Here is a 14575-nt window from a genome sequence, read left to right on the forward strand (position 1 = left end):
CGAACTGATGGTTGCCTTCGAATCGGGGACGAACACCGCCGGGGGCGCGCTCGATTTCGAGCATCGCCCCACGAGTGACCAGCACTTCGAGAACGCGCTGGCGAAGGCTCGCGACGGGACGCGGCTGGCGGTCGCGGACGCGATCGAACTGCTGACGACCGGCAGCGACACCGCGGGGATCGACCGCGAGCGCAAGGAGGCCGTACTGGAGGTTGCCGACCGCCGCCGTGCCGAGGTCGTCGGTCAGGAAGTCACGTTCGTCGCCAACCTCAACAACAACGTCACGACCGCCTGCAACACGGGCTGTCTGTTCTGCAACTTCAAGGACCGCTCCGATCAGTTCCTCGAAGCCAACGACGATGATCACGGCGGGTTCACGAAGACGCCCGAACAGTCCCGGGAGATCGTCGCCGACGCCGTCGATCGCGGGATCTACGAGGTGACATCCGTCTCGGGGCTCCATCCCGCGCTGGCGCTCGATTCCGAACACCGCGAGCTCCTGGAGGCCAGCGAGCGCGGCGACCTGAACTACCGCTCACCGGCGGCCTACGAGGTCGACCCGGGCACCTACGTCGAACAGATCGAGGCCATGAGCGTCGACGGCGTCCACGTCCACTCGATGACCCCTGAGGAGGCCGCCCACGCGCGCCGCGGCACCGACTGGAGCTACGAGGAGGTCTACCGTCGACTCGTCGATGCCGGCCTGGATTCGGCGCCGGGGACGGCCGCCGAGATTCTCGTCGACGAGGTACGGGACGTCATCTGTCCCGGCAAGATCGACACCGACGGCTGGCTGGAAGCGATGGCGGCCGCCGCCAGGGTCGGGCTGGACGTCACCGCGACGATCATGTACGGCCACGTCGAGAACGAGGCCCACCGGGCGATCCATCTCGACCGCGTTCGCGATCTGCAGGACCGGACGGGCGCGATCACGGAGTTCGTCCCGCTATCTTTTGTCCACCAGAACACGCCGCTGTACGACTACGGGATGGTTGAAGGCGGGCCAAGCGTCCACGAAGACGAGTTGCTGATCGCCGTCTCGCGACTGTTCCTCGATAACATCGAGCACATCCAGGCTTCGTGGGTCAAGTACGGCGACGAGCAGGGCCTGAAGATGCTCAACGCCGGGGCGGACGACTTTATGGGGACGATCCTCTCCGAGGAGATCACCAAACGCGCCGGCGGCGAGTTCGGCGAGTATCGCTCGTTCGATCAGTACGTCGAGTTGATCGAGTCGATCGGTCGGATCCCCGTCGAGCGCTCGACCGACTACCGGCAGCGTCGCCGGATCGACAGTGAGCCACCCCACGGGCCGACACTCGGCCCGAAGGCCGACGGGACACCGCTGCTCTGATACGGTGGGTTGTACCGATTTACCGGTACGATCGCATACCGGGTGCGATCGATCCGAAACAGACGTACAACCGACCGTATGAGGCAGTGTCTTTCATACTGGTGGCTATACGTTCGTACAGATATCCGGCACACCGTCGTGCCGGATCAGTTCGAAATGGTATAGCCACCAGTATCAGGAATCGTCCAGCACCGCACGGAACCGCCGGCCGGCTTCGTCCGCTGCTTCGATGGCGTCCTCGATGCGGTCCGGACACCATCCCTCGCGGTAGTAGCGTTCGTACACCGGCAGTCGTTCGCGCAGGGGGACACCCGCCGCCGAAGCGATTGAGCGCAACTCCTCGACGGCCGGCCAGGCGTGATCCGGGTTGATGTGATCGTCAGTCACCGGCGAGACGCCGCCCAGGTCGTCGATCCCACAGTCCAGCAGTTCTCTGACGGGCGCGAGGTTCGGCGGGGACTGAATGCTGACTGCCTCGGGCAGCGCGGCCCGGGCCATCGCGGTCGCCCGCCGCAGCGTCGCCAGATCGGGCGTGCCGCCGTTCCACCGCTCGTTCTCGACGACCGGCTGGACGATCACCTCCTGAATGTGGCCGTACCGTTCGTGGAGCGTGCGGATGGCGAGCAAGCTCTCGGCGCGGTCGCGCCAGTCCTCGCCGATCCCGACGAGGATTCCGGTCGTGAAGGGCACGCCCAACTCGCCGGCCGTCCGGATCGTCGCCAGACGCTGGCCGGGCGATTTCGCCCGCGGGCCACCGTGAGCCTGTACGTCGGCGGTCGTCTCCAGCATCACGCCCATCGAGGCGTTGAGATCGGCGACCGTCGCCATCTGCTCGCGAGTCTGGTCGCCGGGGTTGGCGTGGGGAAGTAGCCCCTCCTCCAGGGCGATCTCGCTGGCTGCCCGCAGATACTCGTGGATAGAGTCGTGACCCCACTCGGCCAGCTGGTCGTGAACGTCGGTGTATCGAGCGTCTGGATCGTCACCGAAGGTAAACAGCGCTTCCGTACAGCCTCGCTCGGCGCCGGTTCGACAGATATCCCGGATCTCCTCCGGTGAGAGGAGCGAAGCCTGCCCGGGCGGATCGTAGTAGGTACAGTACGTGCACGTGTACCGACAGGCCGTCGTCAGTGGAACGAAGACGTTCCTGGCGAAGGTCAGCTCCCCAGCCGGCTCGACGTCCGCAGGCATCACTGTCAGCAACCGCTCGACATCCTCCTCGTCGATCGCGATGTCCACGTCGTAGTCGTCCGATCCCGGAAACACGGGCGAGCATAGCAGTGAGAGGGGCAAAAGGGTGGCTTTCGGCCACGCTCATACTGCCGGCTGTAATCACGTGACGAATTTCGCCACCCCGGGGCGGCGAATATTTCCACGAAGTTACAGCCGGTAGTATCAATCCGGATATCCGGGCGAGTCTACGAGGAATCCGGCATCAGACTCGTGAGAACCACGATAAGCGCCATCAGCCCCGCGAAGACGAGATACCCGACATCGAACCCCGAAAACACGAGTGCGTCCGTGCCGGCGAAGATGAAGTCCGGGATCGGGATTTCGAAAGGGCCGCGTTCGGCGATCGAGCCGAACGCAACGGGGCCGAGCGAACCGAGCGAGGCGGCGGTCGTCCGCACGACGCCGAGTCCGGTCCCGCGGATGTCGGCCGGGATCGCGTCGGAGAGATACGACTGGGTGATCGCGCCGGATCCGAGCATCGTCGAGATGACGGCAGTGAGCCCCACGATCGGCCAGAACCCCTCGACGAACGGCAACGCGGCCAGGCCGAACACCGGCCCGACGAGCACGGCCAGAAGCGACCCACGCATACCGATCCGATCGTAGGCAGAGCCGGCGATCGGCTTCACGACGACGCCGAAGCCGAAAAACAGCGCGAATATCGACCCGGCGACCGGCTCCGAGAGCCCCTTCATCTCGGCGAGATACGTCGGGTAAAAGCCGGTGAACGACTGCCAGACCAGAATGTACAGAAAGAGAACGACAGTGACAAGCGCCATCGTCTTCGTCCGCAGCGCCGCGAATACCTCCCTGGCCAGGTCCGGCGACAGTTCGATATCCTGTGAGTCGACGACGCCGTCGGGGACGACGACCCAGACGAGCCCAGCCAGGACGAGCAGGGCCGGCACGAGGAGTCCAAGCCCGAGTTGCCAGGCGACGGCAGCGGCGACAAACCCGACCGCCGGCGGGAGCACCGTCTGGCCGATGTCACCGGTCGCCATCGTCACCCCCAGCGCGCGCCCGACTGCGTTCGGATAAATCTCCGTCAGCACGGTGATGCGAGCGATGGGATACAGCGAGAGCCCGAGTCCGACGAGTCCCGTCGCGAGAAAGAGGACGACCGGGCTGTTCGTCGAGGCGACAAGCGACAGTGCCACCGCGACGGCCGCCAGCCCGACGGCCATGATGCGTCGCTCACTGTAGCGGTCGGCCAGGATCCCGCCGGGGAGTTGTCCGAGCGCCGAGCCGAGCCAGAGGACCGTCACCAGCAGCCCGGCGACCGAAAGCGAGAGCCCGTAGGTGTCCTGAATGTACGGGAGGAGCACGGGATAGGCCATCCGCGTCCCGACCAGCAGTCCCCAGCCCGAGGCGACCGCGAACAGGATCCGCCCGCGACCCGCACCACGAAGCGACGCGATCGACCGCTGAAACGACCGAAGTGGGTTCATCGAGTGGCGGGAGTTAGAGACAGTCCGTGAAAGGCCGTTCCGTTCGACGGCGATCCGTGAAAGAGAGACACGGTAGCACGCCACCTTCGATGGACACGATAGCACGCCACATCCGAGGGGCACGATAGCACGTCACTTTCGATGCACACGCCAGGTAAGCAGGCTCTCGAAGGTGTAGTTGACGAAGAAACCGACGCCGATCCCGACGGCGTTAGCCAGCGGATACCAGAGTCCGACCGTCTCCGTGAGAGTGAGCAGCACTACCGTAGCCGTCACAAGGCCGCCGAGACGGACGCCGTTAGAAGTTCCGAACCGTCGGATCCGGGCTCGAAACGAAGAGTCACCGAACGACGAGAACGTCCAGCGCTCGTTGATCACGAACATCACGAGATACGAGATCTCCGCCCCGGCGAGTTTCGAGACCACCAGCGGCAGACCCGCGACGCTGTGAAAGAGGACGAGCAAGGACATATCGACGCTCGCGCCGATCGTTCCGACCGCGACAAACTGCATGAGTCGGTCGGCCGCGACCAGACTGCGGAGCCGGTCGCGAAACGGGATCGACACCATGCGATTCAGTCGTCGGTCTCGTCTCAGGGCGCATATATGCTTTCATGTGTGACTCGTCAATCGAGTGAAACCACGTCGACCGTGGATACCGTTGATGATCGGTTGTGGCCGCGCTATGTACCCCGATCGATCGTGACGCGTCCCTCAGAGACAGCAGGGGTGATATCGTGCTCACGAAGCCAGGTAGCCGCCGCACGGTCGCTGTGCAACAGGACTTCCGCGAGATCCGGCGGCTCGTCCACGTCCGTCGCGAGCCGAAACGAATCGACAGTCGTGGGCTCGACGCCGATCGCGGCCGCCTGCTTGCGGTGGTCGCGGATCGAAACCCCGTGATAGTCGACCCGGAAGTCGGACCGACGAGTGAGGACGGCGTTCGTCCCGCCGCCCCGCCCCGGCACGAGGACGACCTCGCCGTCAGCCGCGAAGACGCGTTCCAGCGATTCGGGCGTCGCCAGCGCGAGATCCGCCATGACGACCGCGACCGCCCGGTCGCTGTCCGCGATGGCGCCGTTGACAGCGTCGCTCAGCGGTCGATCGTCGACCACGACGGGCCAGTTGGTGTCAACGTCGGTCGTCGAAAGGACCGTCGGCTCACGATCGGTCGCGGCGATGGCCGCACAGACGTCAGCCAGCATCACGCGCGCAAACTCGCGGCGCTCGTCGGTGTCGAGAACGGGGAAAAGGCGGGTTTTCGGCTCGCGAGCGTCGAACGGAACGAGAACGTCCATTACCGGAGTTTGTCGTAGCTGTCCTGCTGTTGGCTGCGGTAGTAGTAGACGCCGCCACCGATCAGCACCAGGACGACGATGGCACCGATCCCGTAGAGGAGGACGGGCGTGTCGTTGGATCCCTGGGCGTTATTGGCGGCCTGTTCGGCGCTCTCGGCGTTGCTGATCGCCCGATCGAACTCGCCTTCGTTGTACCAGTCGATCGCGTTCTGCAGGTCCGACTCCGCGTCGGCGCTGTCGGTACCGTTGACCGCGGCCTCTGCGCTTTCGATCGCGTTCCGGGCCTCGCGACTATCCTCAGTGTAGTGGTGGATCTCGACGGTCTCGATGTCGGATTCGCCGCCACCGAGGGCTTTCGTCAGCTTCATCCCGTCGAACGTCTGCGGGGAGTTGTAGGAGAAGTCGTCGATATCGGGTGCGTCACCGGTAACTGAGATAGTTATCGACCGGAAACTATCGCCCGAGGACACGTCCAGTTCGAACTCCGACTGCCCCGCGTAGTTCTCGTCTGGCTCTACGGTTGTGCCGTTGAGAGATGTCTGAGTTACTTGCCAGGACGTGACGTTGTCGAGCTGGGTCGTCCCCCGGAGCGTCCAGTCGTCATCCGGCTCGTACAGCTCCGTGATGGTGACTTCGACGGTCACTTCCTCGTCGACTTGTGCCTCCTCGGGAGCCGTCGTCTCCGAAGTCGTGACCGCAGCGGCAGTACCGACTGCCGCCATCGCGATCAACAGCGTTACCAGCAGCGCCGTGCCCTTAGAAGAGGGGATCGAGTTCATCTTCGTCATCTTCGACCAACTGCTCTAAGTTTTCTTCGCTTTCTGCGCGGATCTCGTCGATGTTCTCCTGGGCCTCGATGGCCACCTGCTGGAGTTCCTTGATCCGGGGCACGTTGTGCACGCCGGATAGCAGGATGACGCTGGCGACGTACGAGGAATCGGAGACGGGGTAGTCGCCGCCGCGGACCTCCATGCTTCCGGTCTGCTCTTCGAGCCACTTGCGGCCGCGCTCGATTCCCTTCCGATTGAGTTCCGTCGGCGGACCCGATAGCACGAGCAGCGCACGCTCGGCGCCGTCGATCTCACAGGGTAGCGTCAGCCGGCCGAGTGCGGCCTTGCGGACCAGCGACGTGATCCGATTGGTGGTGTTGGCCGCGTCCATGTTGTCGTCGCTGCCGTCGCTTTTGAACCGCGAGAGGAGCCCACCGCTGGATTCCCTCGTGACCTGTTCGGCGGCGTATCCGACCGTCGAGACGCCGCCGGAGGCGAGCGTGTTGACGATCTCGCTGGAGTCGACGACGCTCTCGGCGACCTCGCTGTCACCGGTGACTTCCCCGGCTCCGAAGAGGATGCCGAACCGCTTGACGATCTCGTCGTTGATCTCCTCGTAGCCGCTCTCCATCGACTCGCCGGTCTTGCGCCAGGCGTCGTTGTCGAACACCAGGAGGTTGTCGACCTCGCGGACGAACGTCTGGAACGACCGGGCGGCGTTGAGCGTGTAGATTCCACCCTCGTCGCTGGAAGGGAGGATGCCAAGGCCATAAACCGGCTCGGTGTAGATCCGCTTGAGATGCTTTGCGAGCACCGGCGAACCGCCCGAGCCCGTCCCGCCGCCGAGACCGGCGATGATGAGGAACGCGTCGATCTCGTGGACCGGGATGTTGTCGATGACGCTCTGGACCTCGTCGATGTCCTCCTCGGCGATCTCCGCGCCGAGTTCGTTGTCGGCACCGACGCCGTGCCCTTTCACGCGTGTCTGACCGATCAATACGCGGTTCTCCTCCGGGACGCGTTCGAGTCCGAGCAGGTCTGCCTTCGCCGTGTTGACCGCCACGGCCGACCGGACGATTCCGCTACCCGTCCGATCGTCGTATTCCAGGAACTTGTCGACGATCTTCCCGCCGGCCTGCCCGAAGCCGATCATGGCGAGCTTCATAGCTGGTTCTTGACGTGGAAAGTGACGTATAACCACTAAAAGCCTTGTGCCCGACTATCGCTCCTAATAACGAGGCAAGTGTGGAAACAAACACGGCCGGGCGGTGTTCGTCGCTGACACGACGGACGGGACTGGTCGGTCGTGCTCCGTTCACTCGACGCCGAGATACGCCGCGAGAGTCGTCAGCGAGTCGGCCGTGACGCCGAACGCCTCGATGTCGTTGTCGTCGGTCGTGTTGTCGAACTGCAGCGACCGGTACTGGTCAGCCCCCATCGGGAACCCGGGGACGGACCCCAGCGTCTTGAGTCCGATGCCGGCCAGTCCCATCGGCAGACTCACGATCCTGATCGATCGGTCCTCGCTCTCGTAGACCAGTTCCGTGACCTCCCGGAGCGTCAGTACGTCCGGTCCGCCGAGTTCGTAGGTCTCGCCCGCGTGAGATGCCCCGGCGACCGCGTCGGCGAGCATCGGTGCCAGATCGCCGACCCAGATCGGCTGGAATCGCGTCTGCGTCCCGCCGCCGGGTAGAGGATACACCGGCACACCCGGGGCGAACAGCTTCTTCAGGCGCTTGGTGAAACTCACGAACTCCCCACCCTCACCGAAGATGACCGACGGCCGGACGATCACGTCCGCGAGCCCCGACTCCCGAACGACTCCCTCGGCGCGTCCTTTCGCCCGGATATAATGGGTCGGTCCGTCCGGGTCGGCACCGAGCGCGCTCATCTGGACGATGCGATCGACGCCGGCCGCTTCGGCGGCCGCGACGACGTTCTCGGTGCCACCGAGGTGGATCCGTTCGTGCATCTCGTCGCCGCCGCTGGGCGTGAAAAGCGGCGACAGCGCCACGAGGTTGACCACAGCGTCGACACTCTCGAACGCGTCGCCAAAGGAGTCGGGATCGGTGACGTCGCCCGGGACGGTCTCGACGCCGTCGGGTAACACCGACGGGTCAGGGTCCCGGGAGAGGCTCACCACGTCGTGGTCGCGATCGGTCAGTTCGGCACACAGGTGACGGCCGACGAAGCCGTCACCGCCGGTTACGAGGACGCGCATGTCGATATACAGGGTCGGATCCTTGATAAATCCCTGGCGCAACCGGTTCGGTCGCCGGGAGTTGAAACCGTCCACGGATGTGACCGCCCGTGCCGAGGGCAAGCGCGGCGTTTACGGGTCGGGGCCGCGAGGTGCGGATATGCTCATCACGCTGGAGGGGATCGACGGCAGCGGCAAAACGAGCGCCTGGGAGGCGCTCCGGGCGGCCGAGCTGGGCGTCGAGACGACGTTCACGCGCGAACCGACCGAGTCGTGGTACGGCGAGGCTGTCGCCCGCTCGATCGCCGACGACGACGCCGATCCGCTGGCCGAACTGTTCCTCTATACGGCCGACCACGCCGATCACCTCTCGCGCGTCGTCCGGCCCGCGCTCGACCGGGGCGAGGTCGTGATTTCGGATCGCTACTCGGACTCGCGGTACGCCTATCAGGGAGCGACGCTTTCGGACCATCCCGAACTCGACGACCCGCTCGCGTTCGTCCGCGAGGTCCACGACCCCTGGACGCGCGAGCCCGATCTGACGATCTATCTGGACGTCTCGCCGGCTGTCGGAGCCGAGCGGGCGGGCGCGACAAACAAGTTCGAACAGACGGGCTATCTCCAGTCGGTCGCCGAAAACTACGAACAGTTGATCGCGGCCGAGCCCGAGCGGTTCGTCCGGATCGACGCCGAGCGGCCGCCGGACATCGTTCAGCGTGATGTCGTCGAAACCGTCCGTGAACGACTCTGAACGTGCAGAGCAAGGGTATTATCGATGCCGGGTCGACATCCAGTCGTCATGCACTCTCTCGGCGAGTACTTCGACGAGTTTACCCACCGAGACTGGCAGACTCTCGATCCAACTGTCGTCGACGACACAGTCAGGCTTGCAGTCGTCGGCCTCGGCTGGTTCACCCGCGAGTGGGCACTTCCCTCGAATATGCCGAAATCGCAGCCGATCAGGGCACTGCTCTCCTCTGTGAGAAACCGCTGGAGGCATCTCTCGACCGAGCAAGACGCCTCGTGACCGCTTGCAACGATGCTGATATCCCCCTGATGGTGGGATCTCGGATGCGGACCGACCCCGTAGTGCGTCGTCTCAAAGAACTGCTCCGCGGGGACTTCATCGGTGATGTCCTCCACATTCACGGCACCATGTCACAGTCGATGCTCGGAGAGTTGAGCGAGGAGACCGATCAATGGCGATTGGACCCCGACCTCTCGGGCGGGTGTGCACTCATGGACATCGGCATCTACCCACTCAACACGACGCGGTTCATCCTTGAGGCCGACCCGACAGAAGTGTACGGTCACACACGCTCGGAGCACGATCCCTTCGAAGCGGTCGACGAACACGCCACCTTCCAGTTGCGATTCCCCGATGGCGTTCGCGCGCTCTGTTCAGTGAGTCAGAACGCACAGCACGCCAGCCGACTTGAGATCACTGGCACCGACGGACAACTCTTACTCGATCCCGCGTTCTACGAGCGGGAAGACCGAGAGCTCACACTCGTCCGCGATGGCGTCGAGTCGGAAATCGAATTCGACCCCGTCCACCAGCTCGAAGAGGAGTTCGCGTACTTCGGCCATCACCTGCTGACCGACACCAATTTTGTCTCTATCAGAGATCGTCACTGCCAGAAGTCGCGTTTCGACGATATCTGTGGTGATACGTCCCCGATATCTTGTACGCCCATTCTAACATCTATCCGACACGTCCCTCTCTCGGGCAAGACAGAGAGCGCGTATCTCGCACCGAACCCAACACGAGCGAGGCAAAGGTGCACCTGAAGAGGGAGGGTTCGAGTAGGCGAATAGTAACTGTCTTGCCTGAATCTTGTGCACCTCAGACGCGCTACTGCATCTGGATTGTTTAGGAGAATTACGAACACTCTAAGACTCAGAGATGGGTTTCGACTGGACGGTTAGGAAGATCCTACTCCGAACACCGGGACGGAGGCATCCTCCGTATCAGTCACGCCGTTCCTGATGGACTTCGGATAAGTAAATGCGTGCAAAATGGAGTTCCGATAGTTAGCGACACGGTGTCTCTTGTTGAGTAGTAATTAATTCACTTCGAGAGGGAAATTATTTCCCGAGTGGTCACATTATCTCACAAGAATGACTGGTCCACGAACGACAGCGGATGGGCGGGATGCTGAGTCTCCGTTGCGGCGGATAATCGAGCGCCGACCGCTCCAGTCGTTCGTGCTCCTGGCGATACTGGTTTCATGGCCAGCCTGGGGGATGCTTGCCGTGTATGGCCTCGTGCCCGGCCTCAACTTGGCCGGCGTGTTGTGGTTACTCGGTGGGCTCGGCCCACCGATCTCGGCAGTCATCGTGCTCGGTGCCGCCGAGGGGGGCCATGCAGTGTGGCGGCTTCTCGACCGATTGATGCTCTGGCGTGTCGAACGCCGATGGTACATCGTTGCGGTTCTGCTGCCCGGGGTCGTGGTAGGTGTGGCTCTTTTCATTGACGCGATAGTGTTCGACGTACCCACACCGGTACCCTCGCTCGATTTAGTGCCCTTATTCGTCGGTTCGATTCTCGCAAACATGGTGATCGGTGGCGGGTTAGAGGAAATCGGTTGGCGTGGCTTTGCGCTCCCTCGATTGCAGGCAGAATACAGTGCCTTGACTGCGAGTCTGATGATTGGCGTCGTGTGGGTGGGCTGGCACGCACCGCTGTTCGTCGTGCCTGGAGCGATCCAGGCCGAGTTAGCTTTCCTGCCGTTCTTCGTTCAGGGCATTGCACTGTCGGTACTGTTCACGTGGCTGTACAACAGCACGCGGGGTAGTCTGTTGCTCGTCGTACTCCTTCATGGCGCGGTCAACGCCTGGCTGACGAGTGTGTGGTTTCTGCGTGGGGACGTCAATTCAACTACGCTGTGGGTGTTCGCCGGTCTAGTTGGTGTGACGGCGGTTTGCGTGGTCGTCATGTACGGCGGCGAGCATCTCTCCCGGCATCGGCGACAGATTGATCGGACGACTGGTTCGGACGGGTCGAGGTGATGCCATGAGCGAGTTTTACCAGTGAACACATCTCACGGACCGCCGGGAGACTCAGCCTCCAACTCGCTCGCCAGCCACGACGCGACCGTCCGGGCGATCCGGTCGCGCTGGCCGACGAAGAAGTGATCGCCGTCGACGCACTCGACAGTCGCACTGCGCTCGCGGGCGGCCTCGAAGACGCTTCGCCACGCGACGGTCTCGTCGCGATCGCCGACCAGTACCTGCATCGGGACGACGACATCGGCCACTGCGGCTGCCACGTCGCGATCACCGATCGTCGCCGCGGGCGCGAGCGCTGAGAGCGCGTCAGGCTTGGCCTCGGGTGCAGCCAGGATCGCGACCCCACCGCCGAAACTGTAGCCGAACAGCCCGACGCGGTCGTATCGCTCGCGCGCCCATCGACAGGCTGCGACGGCGTCGCTCACCTCCCCGTACCCCTCGTCCCAGGTGCCGTAATCGAACCGCAGCGTTGCGATCGAGCGCGTTGCGAGGGTGTCGGCGACAGCTGTCAGCCGGCTGTCCGTCCGCGAGCCCCCCATCTGTGGGTGCGGTGGACACGCCACGACGAGCGCCGGGGCGTCCGCAGGGCCGTCCAGAGTCGCCCGAACGTCACGTCCGCCCGGAATCGGAACGCGATCGGCCATACGGACGCATAGCTCGCCTCGTCCTTCAGGATGGTCGTTGTGCCCCGTTCAAGACCAGGGCACACCATGTGACGAGACGTGTAAGAGATTTAAGAGTGCCCACACCCAAACGACGGGCATGGGAATCATCTCGCGCGCGTCGTACATCATCCGGTCGAAGGTCAACAGCCTCCTCAACCGGGCGGAGAACCCCGGAGAGACGCTGGATTACTCCTACGAACAGCTTCGCGACCAGCTACAGGACGTCAAGCAAGGAATCGCAGATCTGACCACCCAGAAAAAGCGCCTCGAAATCCAAAAGCGCCGTCTCGAACAGAACGTCGAGAAACACAACGACCAGGCTCGCGAGGCAGTCAGACAGGATCGCGAAGATCTGGCCCGCAAGGCCCTTGAGAAGAAAAAGCAGAAAATGAGCCAGATCGAGCAACTGGAGAGCCAGATCAGTGACCTCCAGCAACAGCAAGAGCAGCTCGTCGAGCAGAAGAACACCCTGCAGAGCCGGATCGAGGAGTTCCGGACCAAAAAGGAGACGATGAAGGCTCGCTACGAGGCGGCCGAGGCCTCCTCGAAAGTCAGCGAGGCGATGACCGGCGCCGGCGACGAGTTCGAGGACGTCGGCCGGGCGATCGAACGCGCCGAGGAGCGGACCGAGGACATGGAAGCACGGGCAGAGGCGATGGACGAACTGCAAGAGACCGGCGCGTTCGAGGACGTCATCTCCGATAAAGATCAGGTCGACCGGGAGCTGGAGCAGCTGGGAACCGACAGCGCGGTCGATTCCGAGCTCGAGACGATCAAATCCGAGATGGGTGAGGCGGAAACGGACACCGCCGACGAGTCAGCGTCAGAGAGCGCGAGCGAACCGGCAGATACGGATGAATCCGACCTCGAGACGGATGACGTCGAAGACGTCGACGTTGAGGCGGAGATCGATCAGTCGGAGGTCGACGCGGAACTCGAAGACCTCAAGCAGGAAGAGAGCAGCCAGTGACGACGGCTCCGAGTGGTGTGTGCACGTACAACTATGTCGGGGGCGGCCGAACACACGGGTGATGTACGATCACATCCTCGTGCCGACCGACGGGAGCGATGGGACTGTCGAATCGATCGATCACGCGAGTGCGATCGCCCGGGACAACGATGCGACGGTCCACGTCCTGTACGTGATCGACGAACGGCTCTACCGGGCAGCGTCGAAAGACACCAAAGACGAGGTCATCAAGTCCCTCGAGGAAGAGGGAGACCACGCGATCGAGGACGCCGTCACCCGCATCGAGGAGCGCGGAGTGGACACTGTGACCGAGCGACGGCGCGGGATCCCGTACAAATCGATCCTGAGCTACGCCGGCGAGGAACCGATCGATCTGATCGTCATGGGGACCCACGGCCGAACGGGACGCGATCGGGTCGCGACGCTCGGTAGCGTCACCGAGCGCGTCGTCAAACAGGCCGAGGTGCCGGTGCTCGTGGTCGACATCGACGGGGAGTAGCGGCGATCCACAAGCGTTTTCTCCCGGCGTCACGGCCGGTCCAGTAATGGCTGACTACACCGCGACAGTGACAGTGCGGCTCAAAAGCGGGGTGCTCGATCCCGAGGCCGAGACGACCCAGCAGGCGCTGGAGCGACTCGGATTCGAGCTGGCGGATCTCCGGTCGACCGATCGCTTCGAGATCGATCTGGACGCGGAGTCGGCCGACGCAGCCGCGGACCGAGCCGACGAGATGGCCGAGCGACTGCTCGCGAACCCGACCATCCACGACTACGAGGTCGCTGTCACGGAACGATGACTGTCGCTACACCGACGCCGACGTGCTGTCCGCATGTGGGGTGGTCGCTGTGACTGTCGCAGTCATCAGATTCGGGGGGAGCAACTGCGACCGGGATACCGTCCAGGCCCTGGAGTCGTTGGGGATCGACGCCGAACTCATCTGGCACGAGGATAGTCTACCCGGGGACACCGACGGTATCGTCCTGCCGGGCGGGTTCTCGTACGGCGACTACCTGCGGGCCGGCGCGATGGCCGCCCACTCCCCGATCATGGACGAGGTCCGGGACGTGGCCGAGGCCGGGACGCCCGTACTGGGAATCTGCAACGGCGCACAGGTCGGCTGTGAGTCGTCGTTGACCCCCGGCGCGTTCACGACCAACGAGAGCGCACGCTTCCAGTGTGAGCACGTCCACGTCCGGGTCGAAAACGCCGACACGCCCTGGACACGGCAGTTCGAGGCGGGCGAGATCCTCGAACTCCCGATCGCGCACGGCGAGGGACGGTTCGAGATCGAGGACGAACGCCTGGCGGCGCTCGAAGCCGATGATCGCGTGCTCTTTCGATACTGCGAGTCCGACGGGACTGTCACGCCGGAGGCCAATCCCAACGGCTCGAAACACAGCGTCGCCGGCGTCACGGGCGAGGCCGGCGACCACGTGGCCGTCCTGATGCCCCATCCCGAGCGAGTCACGCTCGAAGATATCGGCCCGACCGACGGACAGGGCATCCTCGAAGGGTTCGAAGCGTAGCAGGCGCTCCCGGACAGTGTTCCGAAAAACGGTCCGTGAGGACCGAGTGTACCATGGCAGGCTGGCAGCGTGTACTACCGTCCCGCCAGGTTGGCCTACGC

Annotated in this window: 15 protein-coding genes and 1 pseudogene; 8 read left to right on the forward strand and 8 right to left on the reverse strand. The window is 63.7% G+C overall.

Features of this window, described 5'->3' with window-relative positions; genetic code table 11:
- Positions 1-7: 7 nt before the first annotated feature.
- Positions 8-1354: a 7,8-didemethyl-8-hydroxy-5-deazariboflavin synthase subunit CofH gene (gene cofH / locus HSEST_RS11895; RefSeq protein WP_229121144.1), complete on the forward strand. Its 1347-nt coding sequence runs from the start codon at positions 8-10 to the stop codon at positions 1352-1354.
- Positions 1355-1528: 174 nt separating this feature from the next.
- Here cofH and cofG read toward each other — a convergent pair whose 3' ends face one another.
- From cofG to HSEST_RS11930, 7 genes are all read right to left on the reverse strand, one after another.
- On the reverse strand, positions 1529-2617 hold the full coding sequence (gene cofG, locus HSEST_RS11900; protein WP_229121145.1) for a 7,8-didemethyl-8-hydroxy-5-deazariboflavin synthase subunit CofG: 1089 nt from the start codon (positions 2615-2617) through the stop codon (positions 1529-1531).
- A gap of 152 nt (positions 2618-2769) precedes the next feature.
- Entirely contained in the window at positions 2770-4032 is a 1263-nt protein-coding gene (locus tag HSEST_RS11905) for an MFS transporter (protein WP_229121146.1), read from the reverse strand.
- Positions 4033-4164: 132 nt separating this feature from the next.
- Positions 4165-4602 carry a GtrA family protein gene (locus HSEST_RS11910; protein ID WP_229121147.1) on the reverse strand — a complete coding sequence of 146 codons (438 nt, stop codon included), beginning with the start codon at positions 4600-4602 and terminating at the stop codon, positions 4165-4167.
- Between the two features lie 113 nt (positions 4603-4715).
- Positions 4716-5330: a 2-phospho-L-lactate guanylyltransferase gene (cofC, locus tag HSEST_RS11915; protein WP_229121148.1), complete on the reverse strand. Its 615-nt coding sequence runs from the start codon at positions 5328-5330 to the stop codon at positions 4716-4718.
- On the reverse strand, positions 5330-6118 hold the full coding sequence (locus HSEST_RS11920; protein ID WP_229121149.1) for a hypothetical protein: 789 nt from the start codon (positions 6116-6118) through the stop codon (positions 5330-5332). The genes cofC and HSEST_RS11920 overlap by 1 nt, the downstream gene beginning before the upstream one ends.
- Positions 6087-7265 (reverse strand): tubulin/FtsZ family protein, encoded by a 1179-nt coding sequence (locus tag HSEST_RS11925; protein WP_229121150.1) that lies wholly within the window; start codon positions 7263-7265, stop codon positions 6087-6089. The genes HSEST_RS11920 and HSEST_RS11925 overlap by 32 nt, the downstream gene beginning before the upstream one ends.
- Positions 7266-7415: 150 nt before the next feature.
- The gene (locus HSEST_RS11930) at positions 7416-8321 is read right to left on the reverse strand and encodes a complex I NDUFA9 subunit family protein (RefSeq protein ID WP_229121151.1); all 906 of its coding nucleotides are present in this window, start codon (positions 8319-8321) and stop codon (positions 7416-7418) included.
- Positions 8322-8460: 139 nt separating this feature from the next.
- Here HSEST_RS11930 and tmk point away from each other — a divergent pair, with 139 nt between their 5' ends.
- The 3 genes and pseudogenes from tmk to HSEST_RS11950 all read left to right on the forward strand — a co-directional run bounded on the left by tmk (position 8461) and on the right by HSEST_RS11950 (position 11312).
- A complete protein-coding gene (gene tmk, locus HSEST_RS11935; RefSeq protein WP_229122997.1) occupies positions 8461-9051 on the forward strand; it encodes a dTMP kinase in 591 nt (196 codons plus the stop codon).
- 48 nt (positions 9052-9099) lie between these two features.
- Positions 9100-9914 (forward strand): annotated as a pseudogene (locus tag HSEST_RS14690) (Gfo/Idh/MocA family oxidoreductase); the annotation flags it as partial.
- Positions 9915-10547: 633 nt separating this feature from the next.
- Positions 10548-11312, forward strand: a complete 765-nt coding sequence (locus HSEST_RS11950) for a CPBP family intramembrane glutamic endopeptidase (protein ID WP_418886554.1) — start codon at positions 10548-10550, stop codon at positions 11310-11312.
- Between the two features lie 32 nt (positions 11313-11344).
- Here the strand turns inward: HSEST_RS11950 and HSEST_RS11955 are convergent, their stop codons facing one another.
- Entirely contained in the window at positions 11345-11956 is a 612-nt protein-coding gene (locus HSEST_RS11955; RefSeq protein ID WP_229121155.1) for an alpha/beta hydrolase, read from the reverse strand.
- Positions 11957-12074: 118 nt separating this feature from the next.
- On the opposite strand from HSEST_RS11955, the gene HSEST_RS11960 reads away from it, so the two are divergent.
- The 4 genes from HSEST_RS11960 (at position 12075) to purQ (ending at position 14474) form a co-directional block, all read left to right on the forward strand.
- Positions 12075-12947, forward strand: coding sequence for a PspA/IM30 family protein (locus HSEST_RS11960; protein WP_229121156.1), 873 nt, complete (start codon positions 12075-12077; stop codon positions 12945-12947).
- A gap of 61 nt (positions 12948-13008) precedes the next feature.
- Entirely contained in the window at positions 13009-13446 is a 438-nt protein-coding gene (locus tag HSEST_RS11965) for a universal stress protein (RefSeq protein ID WP_229121157.1), read from the forward strand.
- 46 nt (positions 13447-13492) lie between these two features.
- Positions 13493-13744, forward strand: coding sequence for a phosphoribosylformylglycinamidine synthase subunit PurS (gene purS / locus HSEST_RS11970; RefSeq protein ID WP_229121158.1), 252 nt, complete (start codon positions 13493-13495; stop codon positions 13742-13744).
- 49 nt (positions 13745-13793) lie between these two features.
- Positions 13794-14474, forward strand: coding sequence for a phosphoribosylformylglycinamidine synthase I (purQ, locus tag HSEST_RS11975; RefSeq protein ID WP_229121159.1), 681 nt, complete (start codon positions 13794-13796; stop codon positions 14472-14474).
- Positions 14475-14575 lie beyond the last annotated feature (101 nt).

It is taken from the genome of Halapricum desulfuricans (genome assembly GCF_017094465.1).
In the GTDB taxonomy this organism is placed as follows: domain Archaea; phylum Halobacteriota; class Halobacteria; order Halobacteriales; family Haloarculaceae; genus Halapricum.

What these genes read in the sequence shown, in the direction of transcription:
- HSEST_RS11905 (WP_229121146.1), bottom strand. Translation starts at nt 4,032, where the DNA reads ATGAACCCACTTCGGTCGTTTCAGCGGTCGATCGCGTCGCTTCGTGGT.
- HSEST_RS11955 (WP_229121155.1), bottom strand. Translation starts at nt 11,956, where the DNA reads ATGGCCGATCGCGTTCCGATTCCGGGCGGACGTGACGTTCGGGCGACT.
- HSEST_RS11965 (WP_229121157.1), top strand. Translation starts at nt 13,009, where the DNA reads ATGTACGATCACATCCTCGTGCCGACCGACGGGAGCGATGGGACTGTC.
- cofH (WP_229121144.1), top strand. Translation starts at nt 8, where the DNA reads ATGGTTGCCTTCGAATCGGGGACGAACACCGCCGGGGGCGCGCTCGAT.
- HSEST_RS11925 (WP_229121150.1), bottom strand. Translation starts at nt 7,265, where the DNA reads ATGAAGCTCGCCATGATCGGCTTCGGGCAGGCCGGCGGGAAGATCGTC.
- purS (WP_229121158.1), top strand. Translation starts at nt 13,493, where the DNA reads ATGGCTGACTACACCGCGACAGTGACAGTGCGGCTCAAAAGCGGGGTG.
- HSEST_RS11950 (WP_418886554.1), top strand. Translation starts at nt 10,548, where the DNA reads ATGCTTGCCGTGTATGGCCTCGTGCCCGGCCTCAACTTGGCCGGCGTG.
- tmk (WP_229122997.1), top strand. Translation starts at nt 8,461, where the DNA reads ATGCTCATCACGCTGGAGGGGATCGACGGCAGCGGCAAAACGAGCGCC.
- cofC (WP_229121148.1), bottom strand. Translation starts at nt 5,330, where the DNA reads ATGGACGTTCTCGTTCCGTTCGACGCTCGCGAGCCGAAAACCCGCCTT.
- HSEST_RS11930 (WP_229121151.1), bottom strand. Translation starts at nt 8,321, where the DNA reads ATGCGCGTCCTCGTAACCGGCGGTGACGGCTTCGTCGGCCGTCACCTG.
- HSEST_RS11960 (WP_229121156.1), top strand. Translation starts at nt 12,075, where the DNA reads ATGGGAATCATCTCGCGCGCGTCGTACATCATCCGGTCGAAGGTCAAC.
- HSEST_RS11910 (WP_229121147.1), bottom strand. Translation starts at nt 4,602, where the DNA reads ATGGTGTCGATCCCGTTTCGCGACCGGCTCCGCAGTCTGGTCGCGGCC.
- HSEST_RS11920 (WP_229121149.1), bottom strand. Translation starts at nt 6,118, where the DNA reads ATGACGAAGATGAACTCGATCCCCTCTTCTAAGGGCACGGCGCTGCTG.